Here is a 19,480-nt window from a genome sequence, read left to right as displayed (position 1 = left end):
CCCGCCTCACGCCGGCGGGGGCAGCGGCGCGGTCCGGTGAGGCCGGTCAGACGACGTGGTCGAGCCGGTAGGGCCGGAAGCCGCGCGGCCGGGTGTCATAGGGGTAGACGAGCGTGCGGCGGACCGTGCCGAGCCCGCTGCACTGCTCGTGCCCCACGTAGTGCGTGCGCCGCGGGTTCGCCCACCCCTCGAACAGCACCACGTGCCGGGTGGTCCGGTCACCGACGGGGTCGATCAGCACGTCGGCCGGCAGCAGCTCGTCCTTGCCGATCGGCGTGCTCACCGCGACCAGGTCCACCGTGTTGAGCCCGCCGTGCGGCACGTCGGGCAGCCCGAACGCCATCGACACGAAGCCCGAGCAGTCGGTGCGGTAGGTGCCGTAGCCGTCGACGTGGAAGGCGGTCTGGCTGTACGGCACGCCCACCCAGCAGGCGGCGCGTCTGAGGACCTCGGCCCTCGTGATCGGCTGGACCACAGCGGCTCCCGTCGGATGGCCGACAGGCCCCCGACCGGTGTGGTCGGGGGCCCGAGGGTCGTTGGGTCAGTAGCTGGTCACGTCGAACGTGGTCACGCCGTTGGTCACCTCGTGCCACGTGGTGCCGTACAGGCCGCCGTCCTTGGCCACGAGGGTGTTGTCGGTCCGGAGGAACCCGAGTCGACCGGACGGGGCGTCGATCTCGATGTCCTTGACGCCCGCCAGCTGGTTGGTCCAGCCGCCCCGCAGGCCGCCTTCCTTGACCGACGCGACGCCACCGGTGGAGACCACGCCGATCCAGGTGCCCGACAGCTCGAAGTCGGCCACACCGCTGGTCTGCTCGACCCAGTCCGTGCCGTACAGGCCGCCGTCCTTGACCACGACCGAGCCGTCGTTGCGCAGCACGCCGATCCGACCGGCCGCCGCGTCCAGCTCGAGGTGCTTGGCGTTGCCGAGCTGGGTGGTCCACCCGGCGTACAGGTTGCCCTGCTTGACCGTCACCGTGCCGGTGGTGGACACGACACCGATCCAGTCACCCGACAGCGCCAGCTCGGCGATGCCGTTGGTCTGCTCGACCCACGAACCCTGGAGGCCGCCCTCCTTCACCACCACCGTGCCGTCGTTGCGCAGCACGCCGATGCGGCCGGCGCCGGACTCCAGCGCGAAGTCCTTCACGCCGCCGATCTGGGGGAACCACCCCTGCTGCATGTCGCCCTGCTTGACGTACAGGGTGCCCGCCGCGTCCACGACGCCGACCATGTCGCCGTCGAACTTCGCCTTCACGATGCCGCCGCCGTGCACGGTGGTCCACCCGGCGTCCAGCTCGCCCTGCTTGCCGATCACGGCGCCGCCGCCGCCGAGGAAGCCCAGGCGCTTGCTCAGGACCGGGGTGGTGCCGACGCCGGACGGGCTGACGAACGCGGAGACCCGCTGGCCCGCGATGTACTGGCCGACCCGGTTGCCACCGGTGGCGTACTGCACCGACGAGGTGGTGGGGCCGGAGCCGCCGAAGTTGCCGTTGATCGTGGTCATCGAGGTGGCGGCGACCGAGTCCACGATGGAGACGTGGTCGGCGTAGCCGTTGCCCTGGTAGTTCAGCACCACCGCGTCGCCGGCCTGCGGGACGTAGCCGGTGTCGGTGTGCAGGGTGCCCTTGTTGGCTCCGTAGAGGTAGAAGCTGCCCGCGCCGGCGTTCAGGCGGTCGGTGTCGAGGCCCGCCATGCCCCACACCCAGCGGGCGAAGTCCGCGCACCAGGCGTGCTGCATGCGGCAGGAGTCCATGTAGCCCACGCCGCCGAGGCTGTTGGTGCTGCAGGTCTGCTTGCCGAGGTTCGATCTGGCCAGGTCGCGGATGTCCGTGCGGGTGTCCGCGAGGGCGGAGCCGGCGGAGAGCAGGGTGAGGACGGGGGCGAGCACGGCGGCGGCCAGGGCGGTCGTCAGGGTGCGGCGCACGGTCGTCTTGATCGACATGGTGGTGTTCCTCTCGGGGTTCTCGGGCAGGGTCAGCGGGCGCAGTTGATGGAGGCTTCCGGGACCGGGAGGCTGCCGCCGTTGAAGTAGGCGAGCGCGCGCTTGTACGAGGCGCAGCGGTTGTTCGACTCGGTCGGGTCGAGCGCGTACGAGTAGCCGATCGCGCGGCCGACCGCGCCCATGTCGTAGGCGTCCGCGGCGGCGTTGATGTTGCGGGCGACCGTCCAGTACCAGCCGGCGACCCTGGCGCTCCACTGGAGCGAGGCGGCGTCGGACGGGTTGTTCAGGAAGTCGTGGCCCAGGCTCGCGCCGGCGGACTGGTAGTTGTACTGCCCGGTCAGCTGGATGAAGCCGCGGCCGCGGTAGGTCGCGGTGCTGCCCGCCTCGCCGGCGTTGAAGCGGAAGCCGCTCTCGTGCTTGAGGGTCGCCAGGAACGCGGCCTTGCGGGTCGGCGTGGTGATGCCCTTCTGCGCCATGACCTCGTTGAGGCCGGGCAGTCCGGCCGCGACGGTGTCCGTGGCGTACACGGAGCCGTAGATGGCGGTGATGTCCGCGATCGTCACGTGGCCCGCCGCGGAACCGGGCGTCGCGGTGGCCAGGCGCAGCTGCTTCACGCCGCCGGTCTGCTCGACCCAGGCGCCGTAGACGCCGCCGTCCTTCACGACCGCGGTCCCGTTGGTCCGCAGCACGCCGATGCGGTCGCCGGAGATCTCGATGTCCTTGGCGTCACCGAGCTGGTTCACCCAGCCCGAGTAGAGGTTGCCCTCCTTCACCGTCGCCAGCCCGTCGCTCCGCACGACGCCGATGAGGCTGCCGGACAGCTCCAGGTCGACGACGCCGTTGGTCTGCTCGACCCAGTTGGACCAGAGGTTCGACTCCTTCACCGCCACCGTGCCGTCGGTGCGCAGCACGCCGATGCGGTCACCGGACAGCTCCAGGTCCGCGACCCCGCCGACCTGCGGCACCCACCCGGCGTCGAGACCGCCCTCCTTGACGCTGACCACGCCGTCGTTGCCCAGGACGCCGACGCGGTCGGGCGTGATCTCCACCTCCCGCAGGCCGTTGCCCTGTTCGGACCAGCCGGCTTGGAGACCGCCGTCCTTCACCGCGACCGTGCCGTCGGTGCGGACGATGCCGATGCGGTTCCCGGCGAGGCGGAAGTCCTTCACCCCCTCGGCCAGCTCGGACCAGCCGGTCCAGAGGTTCCCCTCCTTCACCCACAACTTGCCGCCGGTATCCAGCACGCCGACGCGGTCGCCCGCCACCTCGAACCGGTTGATCCCGCTCGCCACGCCCATGACCCAGGACGACTGGAGGTTGCCCTCCTTGACGTGCAGATCACCGTTGGTCGACAGCACCCCGACGCGGCTGGACCCCGCGGGCAGCTCGGCCGCTCGGGCGACGGTGGTGGACACCGCCGCGGACAGGCCCGCGGTCAGCAGGCCGGCGGCGACGGTGGCGGCGGCGACGCGGGTGGCGTTCCTGCCGGTGAAGACCTTCATCTCGGTTGCTCCTCGGTTGGCGCTCGGTGTTGGCACAACCTTGTCGCCGGGTTCTCCGAGAAAGCTCAAAGCACGTTTTGAGATCGTTTTGAGGTCGCTGCGGACATGCGAAAGGGCTGGGGGCACGTGACCCCCAGCCCTTGGTTTCCGCTGGTCAGGAGACCTTCGCGGCTTCCGACCACGACACTCGGCGCGGCATGGTGGCGGTCGACGGTCGTGGTTCGCGCGCTTCGCGGCTGCCGTGCGAGGTGAAGATCTCCAACGCTTCGGCCCACGCCTCGTCCGCCGCGGCGGGCTCGTCGAGGGCGGTGAGCGCGGTGGACAGGTCGCGCAGCGTCCTGGCCCGCCACACCGGCAGGGCCAGGGCCTCCCACCGGTGCAGCGCCTGGTCCAGGTAGCGGCGGGCCATGTCCGGCCGACCGGCGGCGAGCTCCAGCTCGCCGAGGGTGCGCAGGACGAGCGCCTGCCCGAACCCGTCCTGCATCTCGCCGCACGTGGTCAGGCACTCGAGCAGGTCGCTGCGGACCGCGTCGCCGCGGCCCTGGCGGATGCGGGCCTTGGCCAGCGCCTGCACGGCGTACGCCGACATCAGGCGGTCGCCCAGGGCGCGCAGCACGTGCACCGCCTCGGCGCAGAGCTCGGCGGCCTCGCCCCAGCGACCGGCGGCCCGGTGCACGATGCCCACCGAGCGCAGCACGATGGCCTCGCTGCGCCGGTCGTCCAGCTCCCGGTAGGAGTCCAGCGCCCGCACGCACTGCTCCAACGCCCGGTCCAGCTCGCCCCGCTCGGTCAGCACCCGTCCCAGGCCGTGCAGGGCCTGCGCGACGAGGCCGCGCTCGCCGTGGGACCGCAGCACGGGCAGCGCCCCGTCCAGCGCCTCGACGGCCTCGACCAGCTCGCCGCGCTCGCGCAGCACGGTGCTCAGCGACAGCCGCGTCGCCGCCTCGCCCAGCTCGTCGCGCCCCTCCCGGAACGCGTCCAGCGCCTGCCCGTAGTACGACGCGGCCTCGTCGAAGCGGTCCTGCTCGTAGGCCAGCCAGCCCAGGCCGGACAACAGCCGCGCCTCGCCGGCCCGGTCGCCCGTGCGCCGCGCCGCTCCCAGGGCCGACGAGTGGGTCCGCCGCCACTGGCCGAACAGGTTGCGCACCGAGAACCGGGACGAGCACAGCGCGGCGGCCAGGCGGGTGGCCACGTCGGCCAGGTCCAACTCGGACACCCGGTCCACCACGCTGACCAGACCGGCCTGCTCGGCGTCGAACCACCCCTCCGGGTCGGCGGTCACGTCGTCCGCCACGGCCTCGTCGAAGTAGCGGGGGTCGAGCTCGACCGGCGTGCCGCCGAACGTCGCGTGCGACATCCGGCTGCTGGCCAGCTCCACCAGCGACAGCCACGCCTCGGCGGCACGCGCGCAAGCCGCCCTCGCCTCCTCCGGCGACTCCTCGGCCTCACCGCGCTCGCGCGCGAACGCCCGGGTCAGGTCGTGCACCCGGTAGCGCAGGGCGGCGCCGTCATCGGTGGTCGCGATGTCGAGCAGTTGCGAGTCGACGAGCCGTTCCACGACCTCCTCGGCCTCGTGCGGGTCGCAGTCGAGCAGCGGCGCGAGCAGCCAGCCGCCGAAGGTCGACACGTCGAGCAGCCCGAGGCGGCGGATCGCCGTGCGCTCCCGCTCGCCCAGGCCGTCGTAGCTCAGCGCGAGGCTGCCGCGCACCTCCAGGTCGCCCAGGGTCAGCTCCTGGAGCACGCGTCGCTGCACGCCCAGTCGCTCGGCCAGCCGCGACAGCTTCCACTGCGGGCGGGCGGCGAGCCTGGCGCCCGCGATGCGCAACGCCAGCGGGAGGCGACCGCACAACCGGACGATCTCCCGGGCGGCGTCGGGCTCGGCGGGCACCCGCTCGTCACCGACCACGCGGTCCAGCAGCTCCACGGCCTCGTCGTCGTTCAGCACTCGCAGGTGCAGCTGTGCCGCACCGCTGAGCGCGCTCAGGCGTTCCCGGCTGCTGACCAGCAGGGCGCACATCGCGCCGCCGGGCAGCAGCGGGCGGAGCTGGCGCTCGTCGCGGGCGTCGTCCAGCACGACCAGCACCCGCCGGTCGGCTATGAGGGTGCGGTAGAGCTGGGCGCGCTCCTCCAGCTCGACGGGGATGGCGGTGTCGACGACGCCGAGGGCCCGCAGGAATCCCGCCAGCACCTCGAACGGGTCGGCGGGAACGGCCTGCACGCCGCGCAGGTTCGCGTAGAGCTGGCCGTCGGTGAAGTGATCGCGCACCACGTGGGCGACGTGCGCGGCCAACGTGGACTTGCCCGCGCCCGGCTGACCGGAGATCGCGCACACCCGCACCGCGCCGGTGTCCTCGGTCAACCGCGCCACCAGGCGTTCCTGCTCGGCGACGCGGCCGGTGAAGTCGCCGATGTCGAGCGGCAGCTGGCTGGGCGTCAGCGCGGTGGCGGTGGGCGCCGCGCCGGCCGGCTTCACGTCCGCGTCGCCGCGGAGGATGCGCTCGTGGGTCGCCCGCAGCGCCGGTCCGGGCTCGATGCCCAGCTCGTCGAGCAGGACGCGCCGGCCGTCCTGGTAGCAGGCGAGGGCGTCCGCCTGCCGCCCGGTCTGGTTCAGGGCCAGCATGAGCTGGCCGCGCAGCCGCTCCCGCAGCGGGTTCTCGGCCACGGCCGCGCTCAGCTCGGCCACCAGCGACTCGCCGCGCCCGACGGCGAGCTCGGCGTCGAACCGGTCCTCCAGCGCGCCGAGGCGCATCTCCTCCAACCGCGAGCGCTCGCCCTCGGCCCAGGCACCCTGCGCGCCGCCCAGCGGGATGCCGCGCCACACGCCCAGGGCGGTCGCGAACCGCACCGCCGCGCCTTCGACGTCGCCGTCGGCCAGCGCCTTGCGGCCCTCGGTGACCTCGGTGGTGAACACGTGCAGGTCCACCTCGTCGAGGTCGGCGGTCAGCAGGTACCCGCCGCCGGAGCGGGACAGCGCGTCGCCCAGCTCCCGGCGCAGCGACGACACGTACGTGTAGATCGCGGACCGCGACTGGTCCGGCGGCTGCTCCCCCCACATCGCGTCCACCAGCTGGTCGAGCGACACGACCCGGCCCGCGTGGATCGCCAGCAACGCCAGCAGCGTCTTGGGCTTCGGCCCGCCGACCGCCACCGGTCTGCCTCCCACCCAGGCCTCGACCGGTCCCAGAACCTTGAACTCCACCCATACCCCCCGTACTGCGGCAACCAACCCACAGTAACCGGCGGAGGCGAATGAATACCCGGTCGAGTGACGAGGTCAGACCACCCGGGTCAGACCAGCAGGGGCAGCATGGAGTGGCGGCGGCGGACCACCGCGCCGAAGCGGGCGTCGATGCGCAGCCACGAGTCGGTAGCCGTGATGCGCACGTCGTCACCGCCCAGGAAACCCATGCCGGACAAGGCGAACAGGCACCGCATCGGCACCTTCACGTCCAGGCCCGAACCGCTCACCGTGATCACGGTCTGGTCCAGCAGCGAGGCGGGCGGCGTGCCGCGCGGGCCCGCGTTCTCCCGCGCCACCTCCACGCCCTTCTCCGCCAGCTCCGACACGACGCTGCCGGGCAGCCGGTCCACCGGCAGCCAGCCCGCCGACGGCGGCAGCGCCGAGCGCCACATCATGTCCTTCGCCGGACCGGGGTCGACGGTCTCGCTGCGCACCACGGCCAGGCCGGTGAGCAGGTCGCTGCCCGACACGGTCACGTCGCCCGGCGTCAGCTTCCCGGCCACGGTCCGGGTGGCCAGGGTGTCGAACGGGGTGGCCACCCACGCGTCGACCAGGTCGCCGGACGCGCGGTTGCGCAGCCGCACCACCGACTGGGCGTCCAGGCGAACGGCACGGGCGACGAACGCGCCGAGGTCGTCCCGCTCGGCGGGATCCGCGAAGACCAACTCAGGCACCATTACCTCCGGCACGCCAGCCGGCGAGGAAGTCGCGCTCGGCTTCGAGGAGACGGCGCGGGCGTCCGGCCGTCAGGTTGTAGGGGACCATGAGGGTCTCGGCCGTCGTGACGACCGCGCTGCCCTCCTGGCGGCTGCCGCGGACCGAGTAGTCGAGGGTGAAGGACGCCGACTTCAGCTCCCGCACCGACATCTCCACCCTGATCTCGTCACCGGTGAACACCAGCGGCGCGAGGTAGTCCACCACGAGCCTGGCCACCACCATGCCCTGGGCCATCTCCGGCACCCCGTGGCGGGCGGCCTCGGTGAACAGCAGGTCGATGCGCGCCTCTTCCAGCAGGGTCACCGTGTTGGCGTGGTTGACGTGGCCGAACGCGTCCATGTCCGACCAGCGCGGGCGCACACCCGTGACGAACACACCCAAGTTGAACGCGCCTCCCGGTGTCGATGCGTGGAAGTGACCTTATCCACGTGCTACACCCAGGTTAAGCGCGCGTCCACGTCGAGGAATCGGCCCAGGTCGACGACCTCCGCGGCGAGGTCGGGACGATCACCGAACGGGTGCACGGCGATCCGCGCGCCCTCGCGCCGCCACACGGCGACCACGCGGCCGTCCACCACGACGTACGGGGTGAGGAAACCGCCGCCGGTCTGCACGAGCGGCGCGTGCTCGGGCGCCAGCGCGGCGGAGCGGTCGCGGTAGCCGAGCAGGTAGGGGTCGAAGTGGCCGAGCATCCGGACGGTGCCGTCCGGCTCGGCGGGTGCGCCGATGACCTCGGGCAGGTCCTTGAGCAGGCGCTTGGGCAGGCCGCTCCACGCGGCGAAGTCGTCCGGCGTCGCGGGGCCGTAGGCACGCCGGTAGCGCCGCCACAGCTCGTCCACGCCCTTCGGCTCGCAGGTGATGTCCAGCAGGCGGTAGGTGTCGTCCAGCCCGCGGGACAGCACGCCGGAGTGGGCGGCGAAGGCCAGCAGGTGCGCCGGGGCCTGCGTGCCCGGGTCGAGCGCGATGCCGACCTCGGCCAGGCGGCGCACGAGTTCGGCGCGTTCCAGCGGCTCGGTCAGGACTTCCCGCAGCGCCGGCAGCGCGCGTGCGCACAGCTCGTCGGTGAGGCCGAGCTGGTCGCGGCGACGTCGTCCGGCGGCGATGAACGTGGGGCCCAGGAGGGGCACGACCCACAGGTCGTCCTCGTGGAGCAGGTGCAGGGTGCCGCGCATCGCCCACGTGCGCACCACGGGGCCGTCGAGGGACCGCACTCCCCTGGCGCGCGCCGCGAGCCGTGCCGCCGGGACGTCCTGCGCTTGCAGGGCGAAGACGGAGCCGAATAGGTCCGCGAGGTCGGCGGCGGGGTGCGAGAGCCGTTGGGCCCGCATCCGTTCCGCCAGTCGGGTCATCGGGGTCGGGCGCCGGTCGAGCCGCGCACCACCAGCTCCGGCTGGAACACGAACTCGGCGTGCGGCGCCGGGGTGCCGCCGATCTCCTCCAGCAGCGCGTGCACGGCCGCCTGCCCCATCGCCTCGACCGGCTGGCGGATCGTGGTCAGCGGCGGGTCCGCGAACACGATCAGCGGCGAGTCGTCGAAGCCGACGACGGAGACGTCGCGCGGCACGTCCAGTCCTCGGTGGCGGGCCGCGCGGATCGCGCCGAACGCCATCAGATCGCTGCCGCACACGATCGCCGTGCAGCCGCGGTCCAGCAGGGCGTTGGCCGCCGCCTGGCCGCCCTCGACCGTGAACAGGGAGTGCTCGACCAGGTCGGCGGCCTGCGGGCGGACCAGCGTGAAGCCCTCCACCATGCGCTGCGCGGGCACGAACCGCGGCGGGCCCACGGCCAGGCCGATCCGCTCGTGCCCCAGCTCCACCAGGTGCGTGACGGCGAGCCGGACGGCCACCCGGTTGTCCACCGACACGAACGGCGCGGACACCTGGTCGGTGTAGCCGTTGACCATCACGAACGGCACGCCCCGCCCGGCGAGCTTGACGTACCGGTCCTTGTCGGCGGTCGTGTCGGCGTGCAGGCCGGACACGAAGACCATCCCGGTGACGCCCCGGTCGACCAGCATCTCGGTCAACTGGTCCTCGGTGGAGCCGCCGGGCGTCTGCGTGCACAGCACGGGCGTGTAGCCGTCCCTGGTCAGCACCTGCTCGATGACCTGCGCGAACGCCGGGAAGATCGGGTTGTTCAACTCGGGGGTGATCAACCCGATCAACCCGGCGCTGCGCTGCCTGAGCCTGGCGGGGCGCTCGTAGCCGAGGACGTCCATCGCGGCGACCACGGCCTGCCTGGTGGCGGCGGAGACGCCTGGCTTGCCGTTGACCACCCGGCTGACCGTCGCCTCGCTCACGCCTGCCTGGGTCGCGATGTCACTGAGCCGCGCTGTCACACCGGGTGACTCTACGGGCGCGAGAGCCACACGGTCGTGTCCGCCGGCACGAGGACGTCCGCGTCTTCGGTCGCGCACCCGCCCGAGGCGAGCACCACCCGGCCGTCGGCGGGCAGCCGCACCACGTCCGGGCCGAAGTTCACCACGCAGGTGAACGCCCCGCGCCGGAAGGCCAGCACGCCCCCGGGCACGTCCAGCCACTCCACCTCGGAGCCCGCGCCGAGGTCCGGGTGCTCACGACGCACGCGCAGCGCGCTGCGGTACAGCTCCAGCACCGAGTTCGGGTCACCGATCTGGCTCGCGACGCTCAACCCCGCCCAGTCCGCCGGCTGCGGCAGCCACGCACCGCCGTCCCCGAAGCCGAACGACGGGCCGTCCGGCGTCCACGGGATCGGCACGCGGCAGCCGTCGCGACCGCGGTCGGTGCGGCCGGACCGCTCCCACACCGGGTCCTGGAGCACGTCCTCGGGCAGGTCGAGCACCTCGGGCAGGCCCAGCTCCTCGCCCTGGTACACGTACGCGCTGCCGGGCAGCGCCAGCATCAGCAGCGCGGCGGCGCGCGCCCGGGCCATGCTGCCGTACCGGGTCACGTGCCGCTGCACGTCGTGGTTGGACAGCACCCACGTCGTCGGCGCGGCCACCGGCGCCATCGCGGCGAGCGAGTCGTCGACGACCCGCTTGAGCTCGGCGGCGTCCCACCCGGCGGTCAGGTAGTGGAAGTTGAACGCCTGGTGCAGCTCGTCCGCGCGCAGGTAGCGGGCGGTGCGCTCGGGGCTGGGCGTCCACGCCTCGGCCACGCCGATCCGGTCGCCCGGGTAGGAGTCGAGCACCTTGCGCCAGTCGCGGTAGATCTCGTGCACGCCGTCCTGGTCGAAGAACGGCAGCGCCTCGGTGCCCAGCAGCTTGAGGTGGCCGGGCGTGCCCACGTCGGGCAGGCCGTCGGCCTTGACCATGCCGTGCGCGACGTCGATGCGGAAGCCGTCCACGCCCAGGTCCAGCCAGAAGCGCAGCACGTCCAGGAACTCGTCGCGCACCTCCGGCCGGTCCCAGTTCAGGTCCGGCTGCTCGGGCGCGAACAGGTGCAGGTACCACTGGCCGTCGGCGGTCCTGGTCCACGCCGGACCGCCGAAGACGGACTCCCAGTCGTTCGGCGGCTGGTCGCCGTGGCCGTCGCGGAAGTGGTAGCGGGCGCGTTCCGGGGAGTCCGGCGCGGCGGCGAGCGCCTGCCGGAACCACCGGTGGCGGTCGCTGGTGTGGTTCGGGACCAGGTCCACGATCACCCGGATGCCGAGCCGGTGCGCGTCGTCGACGAGCGCCTGGGCGTCGTCGTTGGAACCGAACAGCGGGTCGACGGTGCGGTAGTCCGCGACGTCGTAGCCGCCGTCGGCCATCGGGGACTCGTAGAACGGCGTGATCCACACCGCGTCCACGCCGAGGTCGGCCAGGTAGGGCAGCCGGGAGCGGATGCCGGGCAGGTCACCGACGCCGTCGCCGTCCGAGTCGGCGAAGCTGCGCACGTAGACCTGGTAGATGACGGCCTCGCGCCACCAGTCCTGCGTCATGGGGGTCCTTCCGGGTCGTTCCGCGCCGGAGGGCAATGAAATACTTTGCAAGTGTTTTCAGCAAGTGTGGCAGCTGGTATGACCTAGAGCACATCCCTGCCACCGAGGAGACAACGTGGTTTCCGCAAGTCGCCGCGCCTTGTGCGCGATAGCCGTACTGCTGTTCAGCCTTTTGGCGGCACCGCAAAGCTTTGCAACGCCGCCGTCCGCGAAGGACGTGACCGCCACCCTGTTCCAGTGGCCGTTCTCGCGGGTCGCCACCGAGTGCACCACCGTCCTGGGGCCCAAGGGCTACGGGTTCGTCGAGGTGTCGCCGGCCACCGAGCACATCCAGGGTCCGCAGTGGTGGACCTCCTACCAGCCCGTCAGCTACCGCATCGCCGGGCGGCTCGGTGACGAGGCCGCGTTCCGGAACATGGTCGCCACCTGCCACGCGGCGGGCGTCAAGGTCATCGCGGACGCGGTGATCAACCACATGAGCGCCGGGTCGGGCACCGGCACCGGCGGCTCGTCGTACACCAAGTACGACTACCCGGGCCTCTACAGCGACCCGGACTTCCACTCCTGCCGCACGGCGATCAGCGACTACCGCAACCGCGACAACGTGCAGAACTGCGAGCTGGTCAACCTGTCCGACCTGAACACCGGCAGCGACTACGTGCGCGGCAGGATCGCGGAGTACCTGAACCGCCTGATCTCCCTGGGCGTGGACGGGTTCCGGATCGACGCGGCCAAGCACGTGGCGGCGGCCGACCTGTCGGCCATCAAGTCGCGGCTGAGCAACCCGAACGTGTTCTGGGTGCACGAGGTGATCTACGGGGCCGGTGAGGCCGTGCAGCCGGGCGAGTACACCGGTTCGGGTGACGTGGACGAGTTCCGCTACGCCTACGACATCAAGCGGATCTTCAACAACGAGAACCTGGCGTACCTCAGCACGTTCGGGCAGTCGTGGGGCTACCTGCCGAGCGGTCAGGCGCGCTCGTTCGTGGACAACTGGGACACCGAGCGCAACGGGTCGACGCTGACCTACCGCGACGGGTCGACCTACACGTTGGCGAACGTCTTCATGCTGGCGTGGCCCTACGGAGCACCGAACGTGTACTCCGGGTACGAGTTCTCGTCGAACGACGCCGGGCCGCCGTCGGGGTCGGAGTGCTACACGTCCGGGTGGAAGTGCCAGCACCGGTGGACGCAGATCTCGTCGATGGTGGCGTTCCGCAACGCGGTGGCCGGCACGTCGGTCGTCAACTGGTGGGACAACGGCGGCGACGCGATCGCGTTCGGGCGGGGCGGCAAGGGGTTCGTCGCGATCAACCGGGAGTCCTCGGCGTTGACGCGGACGTTCCAGACCTCCCTGCCGGCCGGGTCGTACTGCAACGTGCAGCGGGACGGGTGCGTGCCGGTCACCGTGGGGTCGAACGGCCAGTTCACCGCCACAGTGGGAGCCGGTGAGGCGTTGGCGCTGCACGTCGGCGCGACGGGCGGCGGCACGCCGGTCGGTGCGACGTCGTTCTCGGTGAACGCGACGACGTCGCCGGGGCAGGACATCTTCGTCGTCGGGGACCACGCCTCGCTGGGCGCGTGGAACCCGGCGCAGGCCGTGGCGCTGTCGTCGGCCGCCTACCCGGTCTGGCGGGCCTCCCTGTCGCTGCCCGCCGGGACGTCGTTCCAGTACAAGTACATCCGGAAGGACGGGTCGGGGAACGTGACGTGGGAGTCGGGCACGAACCGGACCGCGACGGCCCCCGCCACCCTGTCGGACACCTGGCGCAACTGAGCCGGACCGCCGCGCGGGGCACCGGAGCGTTCGGGCGCTCCGCGCGGCGGCCACCGTGCTTCGACCACGCCTGCGCAGGGGTCCTCGCCCAGGGGACCCCTGATCTTCATTCTCCCAGAGGGGACCGACAAAAACGGGGGTCGGCGCGCGCCACGAGACGCGGATTGGACTAGACCATGGCGGCGATCGGCGGTGTGGCGCGGTCGCGCCGCCGAGCACGATGACCGGACGAACAGCCGTACCGCCGTCCTGAAGGGGTCAACCGTGCGCGTCGCCCTCGTCTCGCTCGCCGCAGCCGTCCTGGTCGTCGTCGCACCCGGTGCGGCGCAGGCGACCAACTGGATCACCGTGGGCCCCTACCCCACGCAGGAGTCCTGCCAGTACGACAAGGACCGCTACCACCAGATCTACCCCGCCTGGGGCTGCTACCAGCAGGACGGCGGCTGGTACTTCCAGTACAACCGGGTCTGACGGCGGGCCTCAGGCGAGGCAGCCGCGCGGCAGGAACGCCCAGTGGATCCCGGCCACCAGCGACTGCCCGTGCCACTTGGCCATCGCCCACCCGCGGTCCTTGGTGATGTAGCGGATGTCGACCTGCGCGCCGGCGGGCACGGTGCCCAGCGGGTGAGCCGGGACGGCGGCGCCGGAGCCGTAAGCGGCGGCCGCGCCGATGTTGCCGTACGCGGCGCACGGCGCGGTCGCGGTGGTGACCTTGAGGCCGCCGCCCTTGTTCTCGCTCCACACGCCGTACGGGCTGCACAGCGGGTCGATGGTGTTCGCGGTGCAGAACACCTGCTCGCTGTGCCACCACCGCAACGCGTCGATGCTGCCGTCGTCGTTGCTGGACCCCTGCACGGTGGGTCCGTTCGCGCAGCTCGTGGACGAGAAGCCGGTCCGCTCGATCGCGAACTTCTGCGTGCCGTACGCGTACGCGCAGCCGTCGAAGCTGCCGCCCGCGAAGCCCCACGGCCAGCGGCTGATCTCGGGGTTGCCCGCCGACGAGTCGCCGGTGTCGCGGATGTCCATGTGGTCGAAGGAACCCTTGACCACGCCGTCGGCGAACCGGAAGTCGCGGGCGAACAGGTAACCGACCATCGGCCCGTTCGCCTTGTAGCTCAGCAGCACCCACCCCGGCCCGTAGCCGACGCCCAGCGCGCCGTCCTCGGCGGCGGTCTGCACCCGGTTGACGCCGATGCTCCACGCACCCGCCGGGTGCGGCAGGAACAGCACGACCAGGACCGCCGCCACGAACGCCGCCGCACGTCTCATGACACCTGACGGTAGGGGTTCACCGCTGTTCACGTCGAGTGGTTGCTTTCCCACATACGGGTTCCCGACGCGAACCGCCGCCGGGGCACCACGACGTTGCGCGGTGCCCGGCGGCGGGTGTCAGCGGATCATGCTGCGGACCTGCCGCGCGGCCACGGACAAGGTCGCGAGGTCCAGCTTGCTGACCCGGTTGATCTCGGCCAGCGCGGCCCGCGCCCGTCCGAGGCGCGAGGAGTTGGCCTGCTCCCACGCGGCGATCTTCTCCTCCGCGCCGTCACCCGGGTCCGCCGACCGCAGCACGTCGATGGTGATCGACCGCAGCGACGAGTAGAAGTCGTCCCGCAGCGCCAGGCGGGCCAGCGCGTGCCACCGGTTCAGCCGTTCCAGGCTCGACACCGAGCTGAGCATCCGGTCGACGTCCAGGTGGTCGGACAACGCGAAGTACAGCTCCGCGGTCTCCTCGTGCGTCCGCTCCTGCCCGACCGCGCCCTCGCCCTCCTCGCGCTCGGCCAGCTCAGCGACCTCCGTCACGTCCAGCAGCCCGTAGGTGAACAGCAGCGACGCGATCCGCCGCGCCAGCTCCACCGGCACGCCGTGCGACGTCAGCCGCTCGACGTGCTCGATCACGGACTCCTTCTCGTGACCCTGCAGCAGGTCGATCGTGCGCGGCGCCAGCGACGCGACCACCGGGGCGAACCGGCTGATCGTGGAGCCGACCGCGAGCGGCTGGGGCCGGTTGGTCAGCAGCCACCGCGACGCGCGGTCGAGCAGGCGACGGGTCTCCAGCACCATGTCGTCCTGCACGTGCGTCGCCACGACGTTGTCCAGCGCGCGGATCTCCCGCCAGATCGACGGCAGGTCGTAGATCGCCGTGACCACGGTGTACGCGCGCACCGCGTCCGTCGCGGAAGCGCTGGTCTCCTCGGCCAACCGGAAGGCGTAGGACACGCCGCCGCCGTCCACGACCTCGTTGACCAGCACCGTCGAGATGATCTCCCGGGACAGCGGGTGGTTGCCGATGGCGTCCGCGAACCGCTCGCGCAGCTCGCTGGGGAAGTAGTCGGGCAGCCTGCGGGCCAGCACGTCGATCGTCGGCAGGTCGCTCGCCAGCACCTCCTCCTTCAGCGCCAGCTTCACGTGCGCGAGCAGCGTGGCCAGCTCGGGTGAGGTGAGGCCGTCGCCCGCCTTCTCCAGCGCCTTGAACTCCGACGCGCTCGGCAACGCCTCCAGCGCGCGGTCCAGCACGCCCCGCTGCTCCAGGTCCGCGACCAGGCGCGCGTGCACCGACAGCATCGGCGCGGCGTGCGCGCGGGAGACGCCGAGCACGGCGTTCTGCGAGTAGTTGTCGGCCAGCACCAGCTCCCCGACCTCGTCGGTCATCTGGCCCAGCAGCTCGTTGCGCCGCTCCTGGTCGAGGTGGCCCTCGCGCGCCAGCTCGTCCAGCAGGATCTTGATGTTGACCTCGTGGTCGGAGCAGTCCACGCCCGCCGAGTTGTCCAGCGCGTCGGTGTTGACCTTGCCACCGCGCCCGTCCGGTCCGCCGACGCGGGCGAACTCGATCCGGCCGCGCTGGGTCAGACCGAGGTTGCCGCCCTCACCGACGACCTTGACCCGCAGGTCCGCGCCGTTGACCCGGATGGCGTCGTTGGCCTTGTCCCCGACCTCGGCGTGCGACTCCACGGCCGCCTTCACGTAGGTGCCGATGCCGCCGTTCCACAGCAGGTCGACCGGCGCGAGCAGGATCGCCTTCATCAGCTCCGGCGGCGACAGCTTCACCACGCCCTCGGGCAGGCCCAGCGCCTGACGGGCCTGCTCGCTGACCGGGATCGACTTCGCCGTGCGCGGCCACACGCCGCCGCCCTCGCTGATCAGCGAGCGGTCGTAGTCGTCCCACGACGAGCGGGGCAGCTCGAACAACCGCTTGCGCTCGGCGAAGCCCGTCGCGGCGTTCGGGTCCGGGTCGATGAAGACGTGCCGGTGGTCGAATGCCGCCACCAGCCGGATGTGCTCGGACAGCAGCATGCCGTTGCCGAACACGTCACCGGACATGTCCCCGACGCCGACGACGGTGAACTCCTCGGCCTGGGTGTCCAGGCCCAGCTCGCGGAAGTGCCGCTTCACGCTCTCCCACCCGCCCTTGGCGGTGATGCCCATGGCCTTGTGGTCGTAGCCGACCGACCCGCCGGACGCGAACGCGTCACCGAGCCAGAAGCCGTAGGACTTCGACACCTCGTTGGCGATGTCGGAGAACGACGCCGTGCCCTTGTCCGCCGCGACCACCAGGTACGTGTCGTCGCCGTCGTGGCGGACGACCTGCGGCGCGGGCAGGACCGTGCCGGAGCTCAGGTTGTCGGTCAGGTCCAGCAGGCCGGAGATGAACTGCCGGTAGCAGGCGATGCCCTCGGCCAGCAGCGCCTCGCGGTCCAGGCCCGGGTCGCCGGTCGGGACGGGCGGCTTCTTCAGCACGAACCCGCCCTTCGCGCCGACCGGCACGATCACCGCGTTCTTCACCGCCTGCGCCTTCACCAAGCCCAGGATCTCGGTGCGGAAGTCCTCGCGCCGGTCGGACCAGCGCAGACCGCCGCGGGCCACCGGCCCGAACCGCAGGTGCACGCCCTCCAGCCGCGGCGAGTACACGAAGATCTCGAACCGGGGCCGCGGTTGCGGCAGGTCCGGGATCGCGCGCGGGTTCAGCTTCACCGCCAGGTACGGGCGCGGGTTGCCGTCGCCGTCGCGGACGAAGTAGTTCGTGCGCAGCGTGGCCTGCACCAACGTGAGCAGGCTGCGCAGGATGCGGTCCGCGTCGAGGCTGGTCACGTCGTCGATCATCGAGGTGATCTCGTCGACCAGGTGCTCGGTGCGGCCCGCGCGCTGCTCGTCGGACAGGCCCGGGTCGAACCGCGCCTCGAACAGCCGCACCACGGCCGTGGCGACCTCGGTGTGCGCGAGGACGGCGTCCTCGATGTAGTCCTGGCTGTACGGGGTGCCCGCTTGGCGCAGGTACTTGGCGTAGGCGCGCAGCATCGCGGCCTGCTGCCACGTGACGCCGGCCTTGAGCACGAGCGTGTTGAAGCCGTCCACCTCGGCGTCACCGCGCCAGGAGGCGGCGAACGCGTCCTGGAAGCGGGTGCGGATCGACTCCTGGTCCTCGCCGGACAGCTTGTCCAGCGTCACCTGGTCGACGCGCAGGCCGAAGTCGTAGATCCAGCACTCCACGCCGTCGTCGCGGGTCAGCTCGTACGGCCGCTCGTCGACCACGACCACGCCCATGCGCTGCAGCATCGGCAGCACGTCGGACAGCGTCAGCCGGGCGCCCACCAGGAACAGCTTGAACCGCCGCTCACCCGGCTCGGCGTCGCGCGGCACGTAGAACGCCAGGTCCAGGCCGCCCCGGTTGAGCGCCTCGATGCGCCGGAAGTCCGCCAGGCCCTCGGCCGCGGCGAAGTCCTCCTTGTAGGCCTCGGGGAACGCCGCGGCGATCCGCTGGCCCCGCTCCGACGACGACTCGGTGGCCGGGCCGCTGCCCTCCTCCTCCAGGACCGCCTCGACCATGCGGTCGTCCCAGGAGCGCACCGCTTCGGCCAGCAGGTGCTGGATGTAGGCGGTGTCCGGCTCGACCTGGCGGGTGGGCTCGGTGTGCACGGTGAAGTGCACGCGGGCCAGCGCGGACTCCCCGACGCGGGCGCTGTACTCCAGGTTCACGCCGCCGAGCTGGTCGATCAGCACTTCCTGCATGGCCAGCCGGGACGTCGTCGTGTAGCGGTCGCGCGGCAGGTAGACCAGGCAGGAGTAGAAGCGGCCGTACGGGTCGCGGCGCAGGAACAGCCGCAGCCTGCGGCGTTCGGCCAGCGCGATCACGCCCGCGACGGTCTGGTAGAGCGTGTCCGTGTCGACCGAGAACAGCTCGGTGCGCGGGTAGTTCTGGATCACCTCCAGCATCCGCTGACCCGAGTACGAGTGCAGCGGGAAGCCGGCGCGGTGGATGACGTCGCGGACCCGGCGCTCGACGGCCGGGATGTCCAGCACGTCCTCGTGCAGGGCCGTGGTGGAGAAGACCCCCAGGAACCGGTGCTCGCCGGTGACGTTGCCGTCGGCGTCGAAGGTCTTCACGCCGACGTAGTAGGGGTAGACCGACCGGTGCACGCTCGACTGCGCGCTGGCCTGCGTCAGGACCAGCAGTTCCGATGACAGTGCCTGCGCGCCCGCGTCCGGGCCCGCGGTCAGGCTGCGCGCCGCGAGGCTGTCCTGTCTGAGCACCCCGAGACCGCTCGCGAGGACCGCCCTGAGCGCGGGCTCGCCGTCCGTCGCCGGGTCGTCGCGGACCAGCTCGTACTGGCGGTAGCCGAGGAACGTGAAGTGGTCGTCGGCCAGCCAGCGCAGCAGGTTCGCGCCGTCCTGCACGTCGTGCCTGGCCAGCGGCGGCGGGTCGGACTCCAGCCGTTCGGCCAGCTGCAGGGCCGTGCCGGTCATCTTGTCGGTGTCCTCGACGACCTCGCGGACGTCGTTGAGGACGGTGTGCAGCTTCGTCTGCAGCTCACGCGCCCGGTCCGGGTCGGTGAGCAGGTCGACCTCGATGTACATCCACGACTCGGCCAGCGCGTCGGTCGGCGGCTCGGCCGGGTCCGCGGTCGGCAGGACCTCCAGCAGAGCGCCCGTCACCAGGTCCCGGCGCACCACGACGATCGGGTGCACCACCCGCTGCACCTGCAAGCCGCCGCGGGTCAGCTCGGAGGCCACCGAGTCGACCAGGTACGGCATGTCGTCGGTGACCACCTGCACCACCGTGGCCGGGCACGTCCAGCCGTCGTGCGCGCGGGTGGGGTTGAGGATGCGCACCAGCGGGCGACCGGGCACCCGCGTCTCCGCGAGCCGGTAGTTCGAGCGGACCGCGCCCACCAGGTCGACCGGGTCGTCGTCGTTGACTTCCTCGGCGGGGACGTGGCGGTAGTACAGGCGGATGAGGTCAGCGAGCTCCGGTGCGTTGGCGGCGGCCCGTTCGATCAATTCGTCACGGGCCTGTTCGGGACTGGTCGGGCGAGCCGCGCCGACGACGCGGGCGGCGTGCTCGGATCGGGACTGGGCTCCAGTCGAGGTCATGTTCAGGCGACTCCACGCTATCCGGTACGTCT

General features: G+C 71.9%; 13 protein-coding genes. 2 read left to right on the top strand and 11 right to left on the bottom strand.

The window, feature by feature from the left end:
- Window positions 1–46 precede the first annotated feature (46 nt).
- The 9 genes from AB0G02_RS04785 to AB0G02_RS04745 all read right to left on the bottom strand — a co-directional run bounded on the left by AB0G02_RS04785 (window position 47) and on the right by AB0G02_RS04745 (window position 11,305).
- A complete protein-coding gene (locus AB0G02_RS04785) occupies window positions 47–475 on the bottom strand; it encodes a hypothetical protein (RefSeq protein ID WP_360789388.1) in 429 nt (142 codons plus the stop codon).
- Window positions 476–541: 66 nt separating this feature from the next.
- The gene (locus AB0G02_RS04780; RefSeq protein WP_360789385.1) at window positions 542–1,945 is read right to left on the bottom strand and encodes a CHAP domain-containing protein; all 1,404 of its coding nucleotides are present in this window, start codon (window positions 1,943–1,945) and stop codon (window positions 542–544) included.
- A gap of 32 nt (window positions 1,946–1,977) precedes the next feature.
- Entirely contained in the window at window positions 1,978–3,447 is a 1,470-nt protein-coding gene (locus AB0G02_RS04775) for a glycoside hydrolase family 19 protein (RefSeq protein ID WP_360789382.1), read from the bottom strand.
- A gap of 154 nt (window positions 3,448–3,601) precedes the next feature.
- A complete protein-coding gene (locus AB0G02_RS04770) occupies window positions 3,602–6,646 on the bottom strand; it encodes a BTAD domain-containing putative transcriptional regulator (protein WP_360789379.1) in 3,045 nt (1,014 codons plus the stop codon).
- 89 nt (window positions 6,647–6,735) lie between these two features.
- Window positions 6,736–7,362 (bottom strand): hypothetical protein, encoded by a 627-nt coding sequence (locus AB0G02_RS04765; RefSeq protein WP_360789376.1) that lies wholly within the window; start codon window positions 7,360–7,362, stop codon window positions 6,736–6,738.
- A complete protein-coding gene (locus AB0G02_RS04760; RefSeq protein ID WP_360789374.1) occupies window positions 7,355–7,786 on the bottom strand; it encodes a thioesterase family protein in 432 nt (143 codons plus the stop codon). The genes AB0G02_RS04765 and AB0G02_RS04760 overlap by 8 nt, the downstream gene beginning before the upstream one ends.
- A 50-nt stretch (window positions 7,787–7,836) precedes the next feature.
- Window positions 7,837–8,754: a crosslink repair DNA glycosylase YcaQ family protein gene (locus AB0G02_RS04755; protein WP_360789371.1), complete on the bottom strand. Its 918-nt coding sequence runs from the start codon at window positions 8,752–8,754 to the stop codon at window positions 7,837–7,839.
- Window positions 8,751–9,743, bottom strand: a complete 993-nt coding sequence (locus tag AB0G02_RS04750; protein ID WP_360789368.1) for a LacI family DNA-binding transcriptional regulator — start codon at window positions 9,741–9,743, stop codon at window positions 8,751–8,753. The genes AB0G02_RS04755 and AB0G02_RS04750 overlap by 4 nt, the downstream gene beginning before the upstream one ends.
- An 11-nt stretch (window positions 9,744–9,754) precedes the next feature.
- Complete coding sequence (locus tag AB0G02_RS04745; RefSeq protein WP_360789365.1) at window positions 9,755–11,305, bottom strand: glycoside hydrolase family 13 protein; 1,551 nt, start codon at window positions 11,303–11,305, stop codon at window positions 9,755–9,757.
- 217 nt (window positions 11,306–11,522) lie between these two features.
- On the opposite strand from AB0G02_RS04745, the gene AB0G02_RS04740 reads away from it, so the two are divergent.
- Complete coding sequence (locus tag AB0G02_RS04740; protein ID WP_360789363.1) at window positions 11,523–13,082, top strand: carbohydrate-binding module family 20 domain-containing protein; 1,560 nt, start codon at window positions 11,523–11,525, stop codon at window positions 13,080–13,082.
- A gap of 264 nt (window positions 13,083–13,346) precedes the next feature.
- Window positions 13,347–13,553, top strand: a complete 207-nt coding sequence (locus tag AB0G02_RS04735; protein WP_360789360.1) for a hypothetical protein — start codon at window positions 13,347–13,349, stop codon at window positions 13,551–13,553.
- Between the two features lie 9 nt (window positions 13,554–13,562).
- Here the strand turns inward: AB0G02_RS04735 and AB0G02_RS04730 are convergent, their stop codons facing one another.
- Together AB0G02_RS04730 and AB0G02_RS04725 are read right to left on the bottom strand one after the other, a co-directional pair.
- Window positions 13,563–14,351 carry a hypothetical protein gene (locus tag AB0G02_RS04730; RefSeq protein WP_360789358.1) on the bottom strand — a complete coding sequence of 263 codons (789 nt, stop codon included), beginning with the start codon at window positions 14,349–14,351 and terminating at the stop codon, window positions 13,563–13,565.
- Window positions 14,352–14,471: 120 nt separating this feature from the next.
- Entirely contained in the window at window positions 14,472–19,448 is a 4,977-nt protein-coding gene (locus tag AB0G02_RS04725) for an NAD-glutamate dehydrogenase (protein ID WP_360789355.1), read from the bottom strand.
- Window positions 19,449–19,480: the final 32 nt, after the last annotated feature.

The sequence above is a fragment of the Actinosynnema sp. NPDC023658 genome, assembly GCF_040639995.1.
GTDB lineage: Bacteria > Actinomycetota > Actinomycetes > Mycobacteriales > Pseudonocardiaceae > Actinosynnema.
Note: the sequence above shows the minus strand (reverse complement) of the source record. Positions and strands in the feature narration are given on the sequence as shown.

What these genes read in the sequence shown, in the direction of transcription:
- AB0G02_RS04780 (WP_360789385.1), bottom strand. Translation starts at nt 1,945, where the DNA reads ATGTCGATCAAGACGACCGTGCGCCGCACCCTGACGACCGCCCTGGCC.
- AB0G02_RS04775 (WP_360789382.1), bottom strand. Translation starts at nt 3,447, where the DNA reads ATGAAGGTCTTCACCGGCAGGAACGCCACCCGCGTCGCCGCCGCCACC.
- AB0G02_RS04755 (WP_360789371.1), bottom strand. Translation starts at nt 8,754, where the DNA reads ATGACCCGACTGGCGGAACGGATGCGGGCCCAACGGCTCTCGCACCCC.
- AB0G02_RS04745 (WP_360789365.1), bottom strand. Translation starts at nt 11,305, where the DNA reads ATGACGCAGGACTGGTGGCGCGAGGCCGTCATCTACCAGGTCTACGTG.
- AB0G02_RS04730 (WP_360789358.1), bottom strand. Translation starts at nt 14,351, where the DNA reads ATGAGACGTGCGGCGGCGTTCGTGGCGGCGGTCCTGGTCGTGCTGTTC.
- AB0G02_RS04725 (WP_360789355.1), bottom strand. Translation starts at nt 19,448, where the DNA reads ATGACCTCGACTGGAGCCCAGTCCCGATCCGAGCACGCCGCCCGCGTC.